The sequence below is a fragment of the Bradyrhizobium sp. BRP20 genome, assembly GCF_020194215.1.
GTDB classification, from domain to species: domain Bacteria; phylum Pseudomonadota; class Alphaproteobacteria; order Rhizobiales; family Xanthobacteraceae; genus Bradyrhizobium; species Bradyrhizobium yuanmingense.
On record NZ_JADYVY010000003.1, the window covers coordinates 439356 to 456595 of the forward strand.

Sequence of the window (17240 nt, forward strand, 5' to 3'; positions counted from 1 at the left end):
CCCGTCCTGTTGCAAAGGGCTTCATGCGCTTTCGAACGTTTTTCCGTCTTTTGGCTCTCGTCCCGCTTACCTTCGCGCTTGCACCGGTCGGGGCGGTGCTCGGTGCTGCCGCGGAGATGGGCGTTCGCCACCGCATCGATGTGATGGTTTCCGCCGAGCCTGATGCTCCCGTCCTGTCGCGCCTCAAGGGCGCCAGGGGCGAGCTATCCTTCACCGTCCGCCTCTCGGCGAACTCCAAGGAGAGCAAGTTCTTCGGCATGCTGCGCCCGTCCTTCCCCGACATCGTCGTGCCCGACGGCCCGGGCAAGCCGCTGGTGCAGCAGACCAAACTCTGGGAGGAGGATGTCTGCCATCAGCGCCGCGGCCTGCCGAAGGTCACGGTGACCCAGCTCGGCGGGCATTTTGCGCAAGGGGAGGGGCGGATCGAGATTTCCGCCATCAACCGGCACATCGGCGTCCTGGTGCCGCCCGACGAATTAACTCCCGGAATAAAACTGGATCAGGGGAGTGATAGCTTTGGATTATTCTATGCGTTCCGCGCGCAGAGCCGGAACAGCCGGCTCAACGTCGATCTGAAGATCTATCCGATCGATTGCTTCCTCTAGCGCGAGCAAGGCTCGCAAGACATGACGATGCGCCTTTGGCTTCCCAAGATTCGCTGGTCGTGGAGCCTGCCCGCGGCCTTCATCCTGTTCTTCGTGGCCGCCGCCGCGCCGTTTCCGTTCGGCTCGACCAATGATCTGTCGATCGCGTTCTGGTGCCTGTGTCTCGGCATCGCGGTCATTTTCGCGCCGACGCGCGATCTGCGGCCGCCGCACCTCTGGCTGCTCGCCGGCATCGGCGTGATCGTTGCCGCCTATGCCTTCGTGCTGCACGAGCAGCTGTCCGACCGTCCCTTCCTCGCGCCGTTCCAGCCGATCTGGAAGCAGGCCTCGGATCTGCTCGGCGTGCCGATCGCGCCGTCTGCGTCCATCGTCAAGAACGAGGCGTTCTTCGCGCTCGGCGCGCCGCTCGCCAACATCCTCGCCATCGTGCTCGGCATTACCGTCGGTGCCGATCGGATGCGCGCGCGCCGCCTGCTCTGGGTGATCGCAATCTCCGGCGCGGCTTACGCGCTCTATGGCGTTGCCTCGTTCCTGATCGAGCCGACCATGATCCTGTGGCGGGACAAGACGGCCTATCTCGGCAGCGTCACCGGCACCTTCATCAACCGCAACACGGCGGCGGCCTATTTTGGCTCGGCCGCGGTGATCTGGATGCTGCTGATCCTGGAGGACGTCCGCCGCCGCCTGCCGGAGCGGCATGTCGAATGGCGGCGGCTGTCGCTCGACCTGCGTGCGTTCCCGCCGAAAGAGATCCTGCCGCAGCTTAGCTGCCTCTTGATCTGCCTGATGGCAATGTTCATGACGACCTCGCGCGCCGGCGTCGGCCTGTCGCTGCTCGCGATGATCGTCGCGTTCACGCTGTTCCTGCGCAAGGACCTGCCGCCGCGCACAGGCATCTGGATCTCGCTCGGCTCTGGAGCCGCCGTCGCGCTCGGCCTGTTGCAGCTGCTCGGCGGCCGCGTCTCCAGCCGCTTCGACAGCCAGGGCCTGGTCGACGAGGGCCGCATTGAGGCCTGGAAATCGACGCTGCGGATCATCGCCGACAATCCCTGGTTCGGCACCGGCATGGGCACCTTCCAATGGGCCTTCCCGCCCTACCGCAGCCCCAACATCTCGATTCGCGGCGTCTGGAATGCGGCGCATTCGACGCCGCTGGAGCTTGCCTCGGAGGTAGGCATTCCCATGGCGCTCGTGGTGACGCTCGGCTGCGCGATCATGCTGCTGGTGCTGGCGCGCGGCGTGTTCGGCCGGCGGCGCGACGTCATCATCCCGCTGGCGGCCGCGGCGACCGCGACGCTGTCGCTGCTGCATTCGTGCCTGGACTTCACCTTGCAGGTGCCCGGCTACAGCATTCCGTTCTTTGCGCTTTTCGGTGCGGGCTTGGGGCAGTCCTTCTCCAGCCGGGAGGGCCGTGCGAGTGCGGGAGCGGGCGCCACCGCACCGCGAGGCGAGGGCCGCTCCGCAACCCCACAGGCGCCCCGCGCGGGCCGGGCGACCTTCACAAAACTGTCTAGATTTGAAGCAGTTGCGCCGTTTACGAAGATTTTATTATAAATGGACAGCCCTTTTCTCTTTCGCTAGGTTCCTGCACTGCACAGGCGCTTGCCCGGGCGAGGATGCAAATCGGGCAGCTGTTTTTTTTCGGAGATTGATTTATGAGCGTTATCAGGAACGCGCTTCGCATGGCTGCCGCCGCGGCCCTCGCCGTGACGATCACGACGGCCGCCAGCGCCGCCGTTTACCCGCCGCAGCGCCAGCTGCCGGCTACAGTCATTACCGAGTTCAAGGCCGCCCCTAACAGCCTGCTGCAGCAATATCCGACCGGCGGCCCGCAGCTGATCTCGCGCGTGCGCGACCTCGGTGCCTCCGATCCGACCACGCTGCCCGGCCTGATCGCGCTTTTGAAGGATCCAGCGACCACCAAGGACCAGTTGAACGCGATCGTCGCCGGCCTTGCACAGGTCGCCCGTATGGCCGCGCAGCAGGACCAAGCCTATGCCAATGAGATCCAGACCGCGATCGCCGGCACCGGCAACCCCGACGTGATTGCCGCCTACCAGGCCGCGACCGGCGACGTCGCAATCGCCGCAGCCGGGGGCGGCGCGGGCGGTGGCACCGGCGCGGGCGGCCCGACCGGCAACGGCTTCCCCACCGGCGGTGGGGGCGGCGGCGTCGTCGTGTTCGGCAACAACACGACGCCCAACAACGGCTCCGGCATCGGCAGTGGGTCCGTTGGCGGCACCACTGTCAATCAGGTAAGCCCGCAATAAGCAGGGCGCGGCTGGTCCGATAGACATCGACCTCGGCAACTAGCGCTGCTTTTGTTGAAGAGGTCGCCAGTCACGATCGTAACTTCGCATCAAACACGTGTTGCGAATGCATTACGCTGCTCTCCTGACGTTTTACGGGCGGTACGTCGGCGGGTGATGCCGGTTAACTCCCTGGGCATAGCGATACTCTGCAGGAGGCATCAGAGCAGCCTGCTACGCTATTGCTGAGTTGTCGATATCGACTTGGTGTTCGACTCGGCCGCTTGCTCATCTTCAGCTGTTAAGCTTCCTGTGATTTTTCATCTACCGCCGCGTCTGAACTGCAATGGCCTGTTCTTCTTAGAGACGGGTCATGGTAATGTATATTGCAGATGCGAAAAGTCTAAGCTTTGTGAACACGTGCTTCTTCATGCCGCTGCAAAGCCAAAGATCTTGCCAAACTTCAAACTGGTTCGTCTCAGGGCTTAAATATGCTTCAGTTCAATAGACCGACCAACGAGATTGGTCGGGATTTCTCCGAGGGCGAGCAGGGCGCTTCGCATCAGGATATTAGGTTTTACGCTGACATCATTCGACGTCAGTTTCCGACGGTGCTCGCCATTGCATCGGCAACTCTCCTTGTGGCGATCGTCTATCTTTTTACCGCCGCTCCGCTGTTTACATCTACAGCCTCAATGGTGATCGACACACGAAAGCTGCAGTTGTTTCAGCAGCAGTCGTTGCTCGGAGACGTTGCTCTCGACACATCCACGGTCGAAACCCAGGTCGAAATTCTTAAATCTGAGAACGTTAGCCTCGCGGTTATCCGAGACCTGCACCTCATCGATGATGAGGAATTTACAGGTAGCGGCGGCGGTCTGGTGGGGGCGGCCATCGGGTCCGTTTCTAGGTTGTTCTCCTCACCCAGTGCACTGTCCGAATATCAATTAACGCGCCGAGCTTTGGGTCGGTTTGAGTCCAGTCGCACAATTAAGCGGCTTGGCCAAACCTATGTGATGGAAATCGGATTTACTTCGCGGGATCCGGTGAAGGCGGGGCGGATCGCGAATGCAATCGCGGATTCGTATATTGTTGATCAGCTGGAAGCTAAGTACCAGTCGACAAGACGGGCGAGTGTATGGTTGCAAGATCGTATCAAAGAGCTGCGCATACAAGCTTCAGCCGCGCAAAGGGCAGTCGTCGATTTCAAGACTGATAATAAGATCGTTGATACCGGCGGTAGGCTTATGAACGAGCAGCAGCTAGCCGAGGTGAACAGTCAATTGGTTCTGGCACATGCGTCTACCGCTGAGGCGAAAGCACGGCTAGATCGCCTAAACGACATCCTCAGACAAGATGTTCCTGACGCCAACATTGCGGATGCGCTCAAAAACGACACGATCGTGAAGCTGCGGGCGCAGTATGTTGACATGGCCTCTAAGGAGTCTATTTGGTCAGCAAAATACGGGCCTGATCATCTTGCCGCTGTAAACCTTCGAAGGCAAATGGCGGAGATTAAGAAGAATATTACAGACGAGCTCAAGCGTATCCAAGAGTCGTATAAGAGCGAGTACGATATCGCGCTTACGCGAGAGGAGAGCATCAAAACGAGCTTGAACAATGCTGTGTCTGAATCCCAGTTGACCAATCAAGCTCAGGTGCAGTTGCGAGAATTGGAAAGCAATGCACAATCTTATCAAGCAATGTATGACAATTTCTTGCAGAAATATATGGAGTCGGTGCAGCAGCAATCCTTTCCTATCACCGAAGCTCGCGTCATTACCCCTGCAAGCACATCGTTAGCTAAAACATATCCCAAAACCTTTGTTGTGCTCGCCGGAGGATTGCTGTCGGGTCTTCTGTTGGGTATTGGTGTAGCACTCGCGCGTGAGCTCACGGACAACGTTTTTCGAACAACATCTAGAATTCAAGAAAAGCTTGGAGCTAGTTGCGTGGCGATCGTTCCCGCAATCGCTAGCGAAGGGTCGTCTCGAAAGTTCCTCGGAGCAAACAAGTCTCCCGACGATAGAAGTTTGCTCCGCTACGTTGTTGATCAACCGCTTTCCAGGTTTTCTGAGGCCATTCGCTCTTTGAAGGTGAGTTTAGACATCAACTCCATTGTGCGAGAGAACCGTGTCATTGCGGTTACCTCCGCCCTGCCCAACGAAGGGAAGAGCACAATTTCGGTCAATCTCGCTCAGCTGATGGCGCACGGCGGCGCTCGCGTGATCCTGATTGACACTGATCTTCGTAATCCATCCTTATCGCGTGCACTACTTCCTACTGCGAAAATAGGGTTGCTAGAAGTTATCGCGCAGAAGGCGCCTTTAGAAGATGCATGTACGCTAGATCCAGAGACGTCGCTTAGCGTTCTGCCCGTGGTTGTGACGTCCAAGCTGCTTCATACGAACGAAATACTCGCATCGAAGGCCATGCGCGAGCTAATTGCAACCTTGAAGACGAAGTTTGATTATGTAGTTTTGGATCTTCCTCCCATGGCACCTGTCGTCGATGTGCGTGTGACGCCATCTTTCGTAGACTCGTATGTCTTTGTGATTGAATGGGGTAAGACCAAGGCGGACGTTGTCATGCACAACCTTCGTGCCTCGCCCGCCATCCATGAGAAACTTCTCGGAGTTGTTCTCAATAAGGCTGATACAAAGCTAATCTCGCGCTATGAATCATACCAAGGCAGATACTATTATCAAAAGTACTATTCTCGATATGGCTATGTAGAGTGAGAATACTGCGCTCTCCCCGTTTAGTGTCACGGTTGCTACTGCTCGGCCTCGGCGTCTTCGGGGTGAATTGGTCGATGTTGGTATTGCACGATCGTTGGGGTCGCGGAGCAGAGCTTGATGTTGCGGCACGACTTATTAGCGGCGACACTTATCGGCTCGGCGAGCTTAAGAAGACTTTAGTGTCCCTCAAGAGGCAGGCGGTCGCAAACGTTGACGCACCGAAAATTCTGCGAGCGGAAGCAATTATCTTGCTGTATTTAGCTGAATTGAAGAGCGGTAGCTACGAGGAGGCGCTGCCCGCCGCAGAGCGAGCCGTTAGAGCTTCTCTTTTTCAGAATCCGAACGATTCATTCCTATGGCTCAACCTGTATCTACTCCGGAATGCCAATAACGGGTTTGCGACTGAGGATGCAGCCCTTCTTCATGAGTCGTACAGCACGGGGCCCCGAGAGGGATGGATTGCGATAACAAGAAACCGTCGAGCACTGGCGATCTTACCGTTTCTTGATGACGCCAACCAGCAACAGGTTATTTCGGAATTCGCGGCGCTTGTTAAGGCGAGACTATTTGAAGTAGCTCAAGCAAGCATGGTCGGAGCGGGGTGGGTCCACCGCGAACGTCTCCTTGCTGCGCTGGAGCGAGTTGACTTGCCAACTCGTGAAATGTTCGCGAGAGCGTTGCGGGACGGAGGTGTCGCTGTCCGAGTCCCTGGGGTATTGGTTCCGGATCAACCTTGGCGTCGTAATTAGATGTGTATCATTCCTCGGATACTGGCTCGGAGTTGTCTGACCGTAGCCTTTTTTAGCGCTGCTATGCCTTTGTTCGAAGGGAGGTTAGTAGCTCATGCCCAGTTCGGGGGACTCCGCTCACAGGTACAAGAGCCCTCTGAGGGATTGGGGTCGGGTCCTGTCAGAGATGCGCTCGGTCGCCCTTGCCTAGAGGCGGTCGGTCTTTCCCGATCGCATACCATAAATCGGGATTTGATCGACCACTTGGTCAGACTGGAGAATAAGTGCCCTCGAATCTTGAAACTCAAAGTTTGTTATTTTACCGATGACCATTGTAAGGTTCTCGAACTAGGGTCTTACAAAACCGAGGAAATATTTCTTGGAATGATGACGAAAGTCTCGCGATTCAAGTTCTTTATTTTTCAGAAGTGAATCACGTGAGTGCGCCCCAGCATGAGGACTGGTCATGAGAAAGGAGATGCTGGCCAACAATATTGCCAGCGCCGGTAGCATCTTCTGGCGAATAGTCGGCCAGCTGATTCTGCCGCCGGCCCTATTGGCTTGGTGGGGCAGTGACCGCTACGGCGAGTGGCTCTTTATAACGTCGCTGCCAACACTACTTGCGGTCGCCGATCTCGGATTTGCCGATGCGGCAGCGTCGCAGATGACGATGGAGATCGCCAAGGGCCAGCGAGCCGAGGCCACACGGATATTCCAAACCATACTCGCGATGACGCTGTTGGTCTGCGTGAGTCTCATCGTGGCCGCGACGCCGTTGCTCTATCTCGATCATGTAGAGATTGGCCGCGTTCAACTCAATGCAGATGCGCTCGCGGCGCTCTATTTGGTCGTCTGTTATTCCGCTCTGCTCATACTCTCGCGGCTGTTCCTTGCTTGCTTGAGGGCAGGTCAGCACTATGCCGAATCCACCCTCATTTACGATGCTATTCAATTCTTGGAAGGCGCCGCCATTCTGTGGGCCGCTTACATGGGCAAAAGCTTCTTTGTTTGCGCGCTTCTTTATACTTGCATTCGCGTTGTGAATATTGCGTACCTGGTTCTACTGATCTCGCGGCGGATGAATTGGTTGCGTTGGGGCTTCGGAGCGTTCGATTGGGGTGCGTTCCGCATATTGTTTGCGCCAGCCCTCGCAGCAATGGCTATGCCAATTGCGCTTGCTTTAAACTTTCAAGGTATGATCTGGATCGCAGGCACTACCATTGGCCCCGCTGCCGCCGCGATCCTCGCGACGGTGCGCACGGCCAGTAGGGTGGTGATTCAACTTGTTGGGATATTTAGTCGTGCCGCTATGCCGATCTATTCCGCTAGCGTCGCCGTGAACAACCAGCGCTCCCGGGACGTCATTGACAGGATCATGCGGCTTCTGCTGCTCTTTCTACTGCTTCCCGGCTGTGCACTGTTTGGATTGTTCGGACCTCAACTGGTGCGGCTCTGGACACATGGCCATCTCGATCCGCCGTCGGTCTTCGTGTGGTTGATTGCCGTCGGTGCACTCTTCCATGGCTGCTGGGCGTTCTCGGCCAATCTCTTGGTTTCGATCAACAAGCACGTCAAATTTGGGTTCGCTTTGGTGGTGATTAGCTGCGTGGTCACGCCGATCGCCTGGCCGGCGGCCAAGTTGTTCGGCCTCGACGGGATTGCTGCAAGTTTGATTGTACTTGAGATCGGTACACTAATGGCGTTCCTGGTGCTGAACGATCGGACTAGTCGCATACGCTATCAACTCTGGCCGCTGGTTCGATAGTGATAGTGTCGTCTGATAAGATCGATTTGGCGGAGCTCTCGCCGGACGTTGTTATCGTGGGCGGCGGGGCCGTCGGCCTTGTGGCTGCCGTCTATTTGGCATCTCGGGATGTCAGGGTTCTGATCTTGGAGGCGGGGCCAGAGCAACTGCATCAAGACTCCCAGACGATCTTCCAGGCGGCGGTGTCCAAGGGCCGTAAGCATGCGGGCTTGCACCAGGGACGTTTCCGGGCGCTCGGAGGCACGACCAACTTCTGGGGCGGGCAGCTGGTTCGCTTCGATCGGACGGTGTTTGCACAGCGGCCTTGGCTGAGCGACGCGGTATGGCCCATCAGCTTGGAAGATATTGAGCCATTCTACGCCGAGTGCGAACGTCTGCTCGGTCTGCCTGATGGGCTCAGCGACGATTTCACCGTCATCAAGAAGCTCCAAACGCCGGCTGAGTACCGAGACGACGATCTCGAATATTTCTACACCCGCTGGCTGACTGAAAAAAATCTCCGCTTTCGTTTCGCGCGGTTTCTCGAGGGCAATGCCAACGTCACCGTCGCTACGAATGCTCCGGTCACGAGCCTGCGGATCAGCGCGGGCGGCGAAATCGCGGCGGTAACAGTCGGGTTCGGAGCCCAAGCCGTCGAAGTTGCCGCGCGCCTCGTCGTCCTCGCCAATGGAACGGTCGAGATGGTCCGCTTGCTACAGCACCAGACGACGGATGGCTATGCTCCGCCCTGGGGTAACAATCCGTGGCTGGGTCGTGGCTTCCTGGACCATTTGGAGGGAACCATCGCGAGTCTCAAGCCGCTGGAGAAGAGCCTGTTCAGAAGCCTGTTCGACAACGTCTTCTTGCAAGGCATGAAGCTTCAGCCGCGCCTGAGATTGTCCGAGGCGCGCCAGATCGAGGACGAGCTTCTCGGCGCAGCAATCCACGTCAAGTTCGAGGCGCAGGAGCATGTGCAGAATGCAAAGATCTTCCTGGCCGGCCTGCTGAAAGGGCGTTTGTCCAACCCCGAGAGGATTGCCTCGGAAATCTGGGCAGCAGCACGCCTAGGGTTCCCGATGGCCTGGCACTATCTCGTGAACCAGCGGATCTGGTCCCCGATGAACGGCAACATTCAGCTTCGCGTTATGCTCGAGCAAGTGCCGTTGCCGAGCAGCACGATCACGCTTTCAGAGATTCGTGATGAATATGGAATGCGGATTCCTGAACTGAGCTGGGCAGTATCCGGCGAAAAGGAGATCAGAACCATCCAGGCTGCTGCGGCGCTCTCGAAGCATTATTTCGAGAGTCGAGGGATTGCGAAGGTAGCGATTCCTGAGCTGATCTTGGCCGGAGGGCCAGAGCTGTTGGCTTCCTTCGTGGACACCTTCCATCATATGGGAGGAGTTCGGATGGGTATCTCAGAATCGGATAGTGTGGTTGATCCGATGTGCCGCGTGTTCGGCTGCGAAAACCTCTATGTTATGGGTGCCGCGGTATTTCCGACCTCAGGTTTTGCCAATCCAACCTTCACGGCCATGGCGCTAGCGCTGCGCACGGCCGAGATGATCAAATTGCAGGTGCAGCGATGACCTTGAAGCGCGTCACGACGGAACGGGCTCTGGACCGGATCGGCTTTGGTTGTTCGCACATTACCGGGGGAATCGAGGCGCGGGGCAATCTGCGCCTTCTGCGTCTGGCCTACGATCTCGGTGTGCGGCACTTCGATACGGCCCCAATGTATGGACACGGCACCTCCGAGGACGTGCTGGCCGCCGCCTTCCGCGGCGAGCGCCACAATATTTCCATTGCGACCAAGGTCGGTATTCCCCACGGCGAGCTAAGCTCCAGAAGGCAGCTTCTCCGCCTGGTTGCCACTCCGCTGCGCCGCTGGACCCCGGGACTATCAAAGCTTGCGGCCAAGCGGATCTATTCCACGCCGGTCCAGACGGATTTCTCAGCATCATTCATCGATCGGTCGATTGAGAAATCGCTGGCGAAGCTAAAAACCGACTACATCGACGTCCTGCTGCTCCATGAGGTGAGTCCGCGGGACGTCTCGGACGAACTGCTCGACAAGCTTCAGAAGCTCGTCCGCCAGGGAAAGGTACGGCGGCTGGGAATAGGGACTAGCGTCGAAAGCATGAAGCAGATCAACGCTGCGGGCCTTGACTTCGAGGTGTATCAACGGCCGTGGTCAGTTCGTGTGGCCGACGAGAGCTTGTTCGCTGATCGCTACCAGATTTTCCATGGTAGCATTCTGGGCGCGATCGAAGCTGTCGATGAGAAGCTCCGGCTCGATGCCCGTTCCAGGGCGCGGCTGCAAGAGCTCTGCCGCATCGAGATTGAATCCCCCGATGACATCGCCAAGGTTCTGCTGTTGGCGGCAGTTGCGGCAAATCCCCGCGGCCTCGTACTCTTCAGTTCGCGAGCGCGAGGCAGGATCGCATCCTATCTGCAATTTGTGCAAAGCGCCGACACGGAAGCAGGAGCCGAGGTGTTGCGTACACTTCGGAACTGCCTTGGCCTGCGTGATATCGTGCTGTCGCGTAGTGCTGCTCCCCGTTGATAGTCAGAACGAGAGACGAGTGATGGTTGGAAACGGGGACATAAGGATGAAACCTCACGGTCGCGTCTATGTCTACGCGGCGCGCGACCCGATCCACTATTCGGGGTCGCCGTACTACTTCATGCAGAATCTGCGCGAGGTGGTCGGGGATCGCGATGGGGCGTTCATCCGGCCGATCCCGCTCAAGAGGATCACTGAAATCCCGCTTACTTACCTGCGTTGGGGAGTGAAGACCGGAACTTTTGAAAAGTCGGCGTTCTTCTTTTCAAAAGACTACCACGAGGCCAGCGTTCGGGGCGTACCCATAAGCCTCTCGAGCGGCACAAGCATCATCAGCTTCACCAGCCTGATGGCGCCCTCGTTGTGGCGCGCGATAGACGCGGCGGACGATTGCCGCCTCTACGTCTATCGAGATGCCACGTACCTCCAACTCCTGGAGCAATTCAAGTATGCAAGGACGCTGACGCCCAAGGCCAGAGAAGAGCTCATCGAGAATGAAACCAGATTGTATGCACGGGCACGCCGCGTGTTCGTCTACGATCAGGTGATCCGAGGCACTCTGATCGAGCGGTACGAGGTCGACGAAAAGAAGATCTACGTCACGGGGCGCGGCCTGAACATGTCCAGGGCTGATTTCGAGCTCGCCTGCGAGATGCGCGATAAACGCCCGGTCCAGTCCGATGGACCTATCGTCTTTACGATCATCGGCCGGGACGCGGCGCGCAAGGGGGTCTTGCAGATCATTGAAGCGATGGATGCTCTGTCCGGCGCCGAGCAAGCGCGGATCAGGCTCTGCGTCGTTGGTCCTGATCCGGGAGCGATACCCAAGCGCAGCTACGTCGATGCGCTCGGGTTCGTCTCGAACAAGCGCCGGCTGCTGGAGAGTATCGCAAGATCCGACGTTGGCGTGCTAATGTCATCGGCGGAAGGCGGCGTTCCCGGAAGTCTCCGCGAATTTACCTGTCTCGGTATTCCCTGCTGGGTCGCCTGGCTGCCTCAATACGAGGGAGGGCTCGATCAGCAACTGATCTTCAAGGAGGGGTTTCCGCTTGTCCCGTCCGATATGACCAAAACCCTGCGAAAGATACTATCGCATACGAAGGGCGATCTTGCAGAAAAGGGGAGACCGGGTTTCGGATACATCGGATGGCTGGACCAGGCGGCAGCGGTTCATAGGTGGATGCAGACAGATCGTTGATCTGAAGAAGCTCCGAAGGGTTATACAGAGGCTATGTCTGCTGAGACCGGAAAAATCAAGCTTTTACGCTATTTGGGTGCTTGCCCTTGAAACCTCCGTAGGTCACACTCCAAATAATATCGGTTGATGCGAAATCATATCGCTTCCTGCTGGCAGAAAACTCCACATTTGCCACGCTGCACCATTTCCTTCCGTTGTTTGCAGCCGCAGATGGTGAAGATGTTGGAAGACGCGCAATAGAGCAACATCAATAATGCCCCCTCTTTCCGTCTCTTATCATTGCCGCCGCGGCCTTGCGGCCCTTGCAGTGGCTGGTGGCTCTCGCATCACCTAAGTTGATATATACGATGTCAAGAGGATTTTTTCCGCTTCTACTCGCAGGCCTGGTTACCATTGGGGTCGCCTCCGAGGTCGGGCTTCGTCTTCTAGGCGTTACAGACGTTCCACTCTATACGAGTAGCCAGACGCTTGGCTACATTCCGCGGCCAAACCAGCAGGGTGCGTTTCTCGGCAGGAATGCCTGGGTGTTCAATGAACTCAGCATGGGAGTAGCCGAGCCGTTCCGACCTGACGAAAACGCGCGAAATATATTGCTGGTCGGTGATAGTTTAGTCATGGGTGGCAATCTGACGGATCAACCTCAGCGACTGGGCCCGTTGATGAATGTTCTCTGCCCGCGTGTTTGGCCGGTCGGAGCAGGGAGCTGGGCATTCCTGAACGAGCTTCGGTATCTGCATCAGCACGCCGATATTCTGAGTTCGCTTACGCGGATCGTATTCGTGCTCAACTCGGCCGACTTCGGTGAGGCATCGAGATGGATATCTGAGCGCACGCATCCCACTCAGCGTCCCGTGCTCGCAGTATGGTACGTAATCGACAAGAAGCTTTTCCCTGCGCGCGAAGCCCCGCCTATTGGGGACAGTGACTGGCGATCCGAATTTGCCTGGCTGCGTCGTGAGTACCCTGGCCCTATAACGATCGTGCTCTATCCCACGAGAGCCGAAGTCCTGGATGCGAGAAGCCGGTCAGTGAATCTCAACGCCGCCGGTGAGGGGATCGGGAGCGGCATGACGAGCTATGTCGTGATAGCGGACGGCCAAGATTGGTCCTCAAGCAGCTATCGAGATGAAATTCACCCAACTGATGAAGGTAACGCTAAGCTGGCCCGGCGTATCGTTGCCAGCATACCTGAGTGTAAGAATGAGGGTGCCGGGCACTGAAGCTAATCAGCACGCCTAGCCGAGCGCCTGCACTTGGGGGGTATGGCATCGCGCGGCGAGGCGTCTGGTATGTTCCAATGACCAGCGCCTTGCGGCCCGTTGGGCCCAACTATCATCAGCGGACATGTTGCCAGTCTGCGTTTTTTTTGGATCCATATTGAGAAACGCGAGCCGCAGCAGTTAACCACTCGGGCTTCAATCAAGAGGTGGGGCCAGCTCCGTCTTGACAACTCTCAGGCGAGCCGATGAACTGTTGCTATTCATTGCAATAGGTGTCCAATTATGAGTTTTGTCCGATCGCTCTACTACCGCGTTCCTCTTCTTCAAGAGTTAGCCGCGCCCGCCGTTGCCGTTCGTAGGCGTATCATTTGGCGGTCCCGCGAGCGAGAACAGCATGTGCTGATCGCCTTAGATCTCTTCTCGTGGGTGACGTTACCATTCAAGTTCCGGAATTCGACGGCCAGTTCAGAATCAATTCGCGATCCGAATTGTTTTCGCGGCTGGTTGTGCAAGGCCGATATGAGCCGGAATGATCCAGTTGGCGCTCGGCGCGATTGACCCAGATGCTGACGTGCTCGATGTTGGGGCGAACATCGGATTCTTCACAGTGGCAATCGGGCGTAGGTTGCGCAACGGTCGCATTTTAGCGGTTGAACCCAGCTCAAATACGGCGGAGCGCCTTCAGCAGAATATATCGCTGAACGGGTTGGATAATCGCGCCGTGGTGTTCGAGGGGGCCGCAGCCGATGCCCCTGGCTCGATGACGTTAAACTATGTGGATGGACAGGAGGAGTACTCATCTCTTGGGAACCTTGACCATCCGGCGATTGCGAAAGCCAAGAAACAGTCCGAAGAAGTGCGGGTCGATACGATAGACAATCTCGTTCAGCAGTTTGGTCTCAAGCCTCGTTTTATGAAGGTGGACGTCGAGGGCTTCGAGCACGCGGTATTCAAAGGCGCTAGGGAAACACTGCGGGAGTTTCGGCCGACAATCCTTTCGGAAATGTCGCCAAATCTTCTTGCCGGCAACGGATCGAGCGCCGATGAAGTCATCGGGCTCATTTTGGAAGCCGGATATACCGTAAAGGACGCGCTCTATCCTGATCTAGCGCCGGGGCAACGGCCCTTGGGCGATCATTTGTCGACCGATTGGCTAGCGGCACTTCTCAGGCGCCTGAGTCCCTTCGCGCGGCGCCGACGCTTTGGAGTAGTCCCGGCCAGCATAGTCATCGATCAGGAGCCTCGTGGCCGAGCCGATCGGTAGTTGTCCGTGAAGAGCGGCTAAGCAATTGAGCTAGAGTCGCAATTGTCGTTGCGGTGTGTTTTAGGATTGCAAGGTTTTGATGCTCCGGGCATCGGAACCCTGCAATTTCATTTTCAGGATTCCATCGAATCGCCAGTCATGATTCCGTTCTCGCATCGGAGGTGGCGATGCGACCGAAGAAACCAAAAGCGACGGGATCGGGCGATCTGTTCCGGGCCAGGCTGGACCAGATCATCAACATGAAGCACGAGCTGGTTCAGCTCGCCGGCAAGGTCGATTGGGACTGGATCGACGGCGAGATTGCGCCGCTCTACAGCGAGAACGGTCGGCCAGGGATTGCGACCCGATTCATGATCGGACTGCTGCTGCTCAAGCACATTTACGGCCTGTCCGATGAGGGGGTGTGCGAGCGCTGGGTCCACGACCCCTATTTCCAGTACTTCACCGGCGCAGAGTTCTTTCAGCACGCGTTCTCGCACGAGCGCTCGGACCTGAGCCACTGGCGCAAGCGGCTTGGCGACAAGCTGGAGCTGTTGCTGGCTGAGAGCCTGCGGGTGGCGCACGAGGCCGGCGCGTTGCGCAGCCAGGACCTCAAGCGGGTCACGGTCGATACCACCGTGCAGCCGAAGGCCATCACCTTTCCGACCGATGCCAAGCTGCTGCACGCGGCAATCAAGGGGCTTAACCGCCTGGCGAGGAAGAAGGGGGTCAAGCTGCGGCAGTCCTATCTTCGCATTGCCAAGACCGCGACGATAATGGCGGGACGCTACGCCTACGCCAAGCAATTCAAGCGGCATCAGCGGCAGTTCCGCATCCTGCGCTGCCGCTGGGCCGGATCATCCGCGATATCAGCGCAAGATCGAAGGTGAGGCCGTGCTCGAGAACGCCTTCGCCCTCCCGCTCGGCCGGGGCTCGCAGATCCGCTCGCAGCAGCAGCGCCAGCGCGGCTGGAAGCTTTATTCCTTCCATGCTCCAGAGGTCGAGTGCATCGGCAAGGGCAAGGCCGCCGCGCCCTACGAGTTCGGTCTCAAAGCCTCCATTGTCACCAACAACCGCCGTGCTCCTGGCGGCCTGTTCGTGCTGCACGCCAGGGCGCTACCCGATAACCCGTACGATGGTCACACCTTGCGGGACGTCATCGACCGCACCGAGACACTCACCGGCTGTGCGATCGAACGGGCCTATGTCGACAAGGGATACCGCGGCCACGACGCGCAAAATCCCCGCCGGGTCTTCATCTCCGGCCAGAAGCGCGGCGTCTTCGGTGTCATCAAACGCGAGCTGCGCCGCCGCTCCGCCATCGAGCCCATCATCGAACACCTGAAGACCGAGGGTCACCTCGGCCGATGCTACCTCAAAGGCCGCAGCGGCGATGCGGATAACGTCATCCTCTCCGCCGTCGGTCACAACTTCCGCCGTGTCCTCGTCTGGCTGAAGGCTCTTTGGTGCCTCATCCTGACCACCCTCGTCGCGGCCGCCAGCGAACGCTCACCGCTGCAATCGGCTTCTTAACGGACGACTCGGTAGCAGGCTTTCCAGGGCGCAGGCGACTCGAAACCGACCAGCAACCAGAATCAGGTCGGGTGTGTCCGAAAGTACCTTCCATGGCGCTTGCGGCAAGATTTTCCACCTTGCGATTTTCGCTGGAGTTGGGTGATCGAAAACTGGACAGCCCCAATCCCGTGTAACTCCGATGTAAGGCGTCAGGATAGAAATTTCCGCATCCGTCTCGGGCAGGGCGGTCTGTACAGTTTTGGCGAAGAGTGCGTCCGGTTCTACGCTGACCAACCGAGATACGTACTTCGCGGCCATAATGGTCGAGCCTCCGCTGCCATACTCAAGGTAAATGCGGCTGGCGCGCATTGCCGTCGCGAAGAATTCGACGCCGCCTTCATCGAAATCGGGAATTTGACTAACTGAATAGCCGACAAGATGCTTCGTACAACATGGCGGGCCGCCCGGTAGTAATAGCGAAGCTTGTTCAATTTCCTCAAGTCCCTCGGCTTAATGTATTCTATCCTAGATTGTTCATGCGCAGCACGTTACCTCGATCCCGTTCGTCGAAGACAGTTCCAAGGAGGAGCGGTCCCTTTATGAACAAAACTCGGGGAAGCGACCGATTTTGGGGCGTATTCCTCATTCGGGTATGAAAGCGCGAACCCTGTGTATGTAAAGCTGATACGGGAGTTTCAGTTTGTGGGCATCGGCGTTCATGATGATATAAAAATGCTGCTTCCTAGCGATTTCGGGAACGGAAGCGCCTGAGGCAACATATTGAACTTTGTCATCATACCAGAACGTGATCTTGAGATGTTCGGGGTCAAATCCAGCTCCGAAACGGTGTCGTTGAGAGCGATCGATTTTGTCGTTGCGCAGATTGGGGTTGCTTCGTACCCGTTGGTAGTTCGGCCAAATGCCGGACCAGGATATGGCCGTCGCCATTGGACCCGGGCTGAAGCCACCCTCATCTACATCGATTTCAAGCCAGCGTTCAAAGCCCCGTTCGTCGGGAGGATAGCTGTCCTCCTGTCGTTGATTATGCTCAATCGGCATTAGCCACACGGCCGGAAAATGATCTTCGTGATCGTCTGAAAGGGAGGTCTCGAATTCTACGAAGAACCCTTTGTCACCCGAGAGCAAAGGTAGAGAACCCTGAACCATCGTCTTGGGTACGCTTGTCACGGCGCCTCCCTGAGCGATTGCCAGCGTACCGTCCGGGCGCTCACTGTAGAGCGATGGGCTTGGTGTCGATTTAGTCCACCAATGTCCGTTGTAGAGCTTCACTGCCGTCCCATATCCTGAAAACGATATGTCGGCGAGATGCGGACAGAAATCAAATGCGACGTTCGTGTACTTAAGTGTAACCGCTCCGACTGGAGGCGGTCTATCATCGCACGCCTGCGCAGGTTGCGCTATCGACGTTAG

At 57.5% G+C, this 17240-nt stretch carries 12 protein-coding genes and 1 pseudogene; 12 read left to right on the forward strand and 1 reads right to left on the reverse strand.

All coding sequences use genetic code 11. The annotated features are described in order from the left end of the window. The first annotated feature begins 23 nt into the window (after nucleotides 1-23). From I6F33_RS11080 to I6F33_RS11135, 12 genes and pseudogenes are all read left to right on the forward strand, one after another. Entirely contained in the window at nucleotides 24-605 is a 582-nt protein-coding gene (locus tag I6F33_RS11080; RefSeq protein ID WP_225142441.1) for a hypothetical protein, read from the forward strand. A gap of 21 nt (nucleotides 606-626) precedes the next feature. Beyond that, nucleotides 627-2159 carry an O-antigen ligase gene (locus tag I6F33_RS11085; RefSeq protein WP_225142443.1) on the forward strand — a complete coding sequence of 511 codons (1533 nt, stop codon included), beginning with the start codon at nucleotides 627-629 and terminating at the stop codon, nucleotides 2157-2159. A gap of 101 nt (nucleotides 2160-2260) precedes the next feature. Continuing rightward, a complete protein-coding gene (locus tag I6F33_RS11090) occupies nucleotides 2261-2875 on the forward strand; it encodes a hypothetical protein (protein WP_225142445.1) in 615 nt (204 codons plus the stop codon). 470 nt (nucleotides 2876-3345) lie between these two features. Further along, nucleotides 3346-5595, forward strand: a complete 2250-nt coding sequence (locus I6F33_RS11095; protein WP_225142447.1) for a polysaccharide biosynthesis tyrosine autokinase — start codon at nucleotides 3346-3348, stop codon at nucleotides 5593-5595. 74 nt (nucleotides 5596-5669) lie between these two features. Next, complete coding sequence (locus I6F33_RS11100) at nucleotides 5670-6344, forward strand: hypothetical protein (RefSeq protein ID WP_225142450.1); 675 nt, start codon at nucleotides 5670-5672, stop codon at nucleotides 6342-6344. A 445-nt stretch (nucleotides 6345-6789) separates the two neighbouring features. Beyond that, entirely contained in the window at nucleotides 6790-8088 is a 1299-nt protein-coding gene (locus I6F33_RS11105) for a lipopolysaccharide biosynthesis protein (RefSeq protein ID WP_225128222.1), read from the forward strand. 5 nt (nucleotides 8089-8093) lie between these two features. Then, nucleotides 8094-9656: a GMC family oxidoreductase gene (locus I6F33_RS11110; protein ID WP_225142452.1), complete on the forward strand. Its 1563-nt coding sequence runs from the start codon at nucleotides 8094-8096 to the stop codon at nucleotides 9654-9656. Beyond that, on the forward strand, nucleotides 9653-10633 hold the full coding sequence (locus tag I6F33_RS11115; protein WP_225142454.1) for an aldo/keto reductase: 981 nt from the start codon (nucleotides 9653-9655) through the stop codon (nucleotides 10631-10633). The genes I6F33_RS11110 and I6F33_RS11115 overlap by 4 nt, the downstream gene beginning before the upstream one ends. Nucleotides 10634-10679: 46 nt before the next feature. Next, nucleotides 10680-11831, forward strand: coding sequence for a hypothetical protein (locus I6F33_RS11120; RefSeq protein ID WP_225128216.1), 1152 nt, complete (start codon nucleotides 10680-10682; stop codon nucleotides 11829-11831). Nucleotides 11832-12355: 524 nt separating this feature from the next. Continuing rightward, nucleotides 12356-13051 carry a hypothetical protein gene (locus I6F33_RS11125; RefSeq protein ID WP_225142456.1) on the forward strand — a complete coding sequence of 232 codons (696 nt, stop codon included), beginning with the start codon at nucleotides 12356-12358 and terminating at the stop codon, nucleotides 13049-13051. A 529-nt stretch (nucleotides 13052-13580) separates the two neighbouring features. Then, the gene (locus I6F33_RS11130; protein WP_225142458.1) at nucleotides 13581-14315 is read left to right on the forward strand and encodes an FkbM family methyltransferase; all 735 of its coding nucleotides are present in this window, start codon (nucleotides 13581-13583) and stop codon (nucleotides 14313-14315) included. A 167-nt stretch (nucleotides 14316-14482) separates the two neighbouring features. Beyond that, nucleotides 14483-15827, forward strand: a pseudogene (locus I6F33_RS11135) (IS5 family transposase). Nucleotides 15828-16451: 624 nt separating this feature from the next. Here I6F33_RS11135 and I6F33_RS11140 read toward each other — a convergent pair. Beyond that, complete coding sequence (locus tag I6F33_RS11140; RefSeq protein ID WP_225128212.1) at nucleotides 16452-17099, reverse strand: hypothetical protein; 648 nt, start codon at nucleotides 17097-17099, stop codon at nucleotides 16452-16454. Between the last annotated feature and the right edge of the window lie 141 nt (nucleotides 17100-17240).

Bases quoted from the DNA above. Each gene is read 5' to 3' on its own strand.
- I6F33_RS11090 (WP_225142445.1), top strand. From the start codon at position 2,261: ATGAGCGTTATCAGGAACGCGCTTCGCATGGCTGCCGCCGCGGCCCTC.
- I6F33_RS11080 (WP_225142441.1), top strand. From the start codon at position 24: ATGCGCTTTCGAACGTTTTTCCGTCTTTTGGCTCTCGTCCCGCTTACC.
- I6F33_RS11120 (WP_225128216.1), top strand. From the start codon at position 10,680: ATGAAACCTCACGGTCGCGTCTATGTCTACGCGGCGCGCGACCCGATC.
- I6F33_RS11130 (WP_225142458.1), top strand. From the start codon at position 13,581: ATGATCCAGTTGGCGCTCGGCGCGATTGACCCAGATGCTGACGTGCTC.
- I6F33_RS11085 (WP_225142443.1), top strand. From the start codon at position 627: ATGACGATGCGCCTTTGGCTTCCCAAGATTCGCTGGTCGTGGAGCCTG.
- I6F33_RS11105 (WP_225128222.1), top strand. From the start codon at position 6,790: ATGAGAAAGGAGATGCTGGCCAACAATATTGCCAGCGCCGGTAGCATC.
- I6F33_RS11115 (WP_225142454.1), top strand. From the start codon at position 9,653: ATGACCTTGAAGCGCGTCACGACGGAACGGGCTCTGGACCGGATCGGC.
- I6F33_RS11095 (WP_225142447.1), top strand. From the start codon at position 3,346: ATGCTTCAGTTCAATAGACCGACCAACGAGATTGGTCGGGATTTCTCC.
- I6F33_RS11100 (WP_225142450.1), top strand. From the start codon at position 5,670: ATGTTGGTATTGCACGATCGTTGGGGTCGCGGAGCAGAGCTTGATGTT.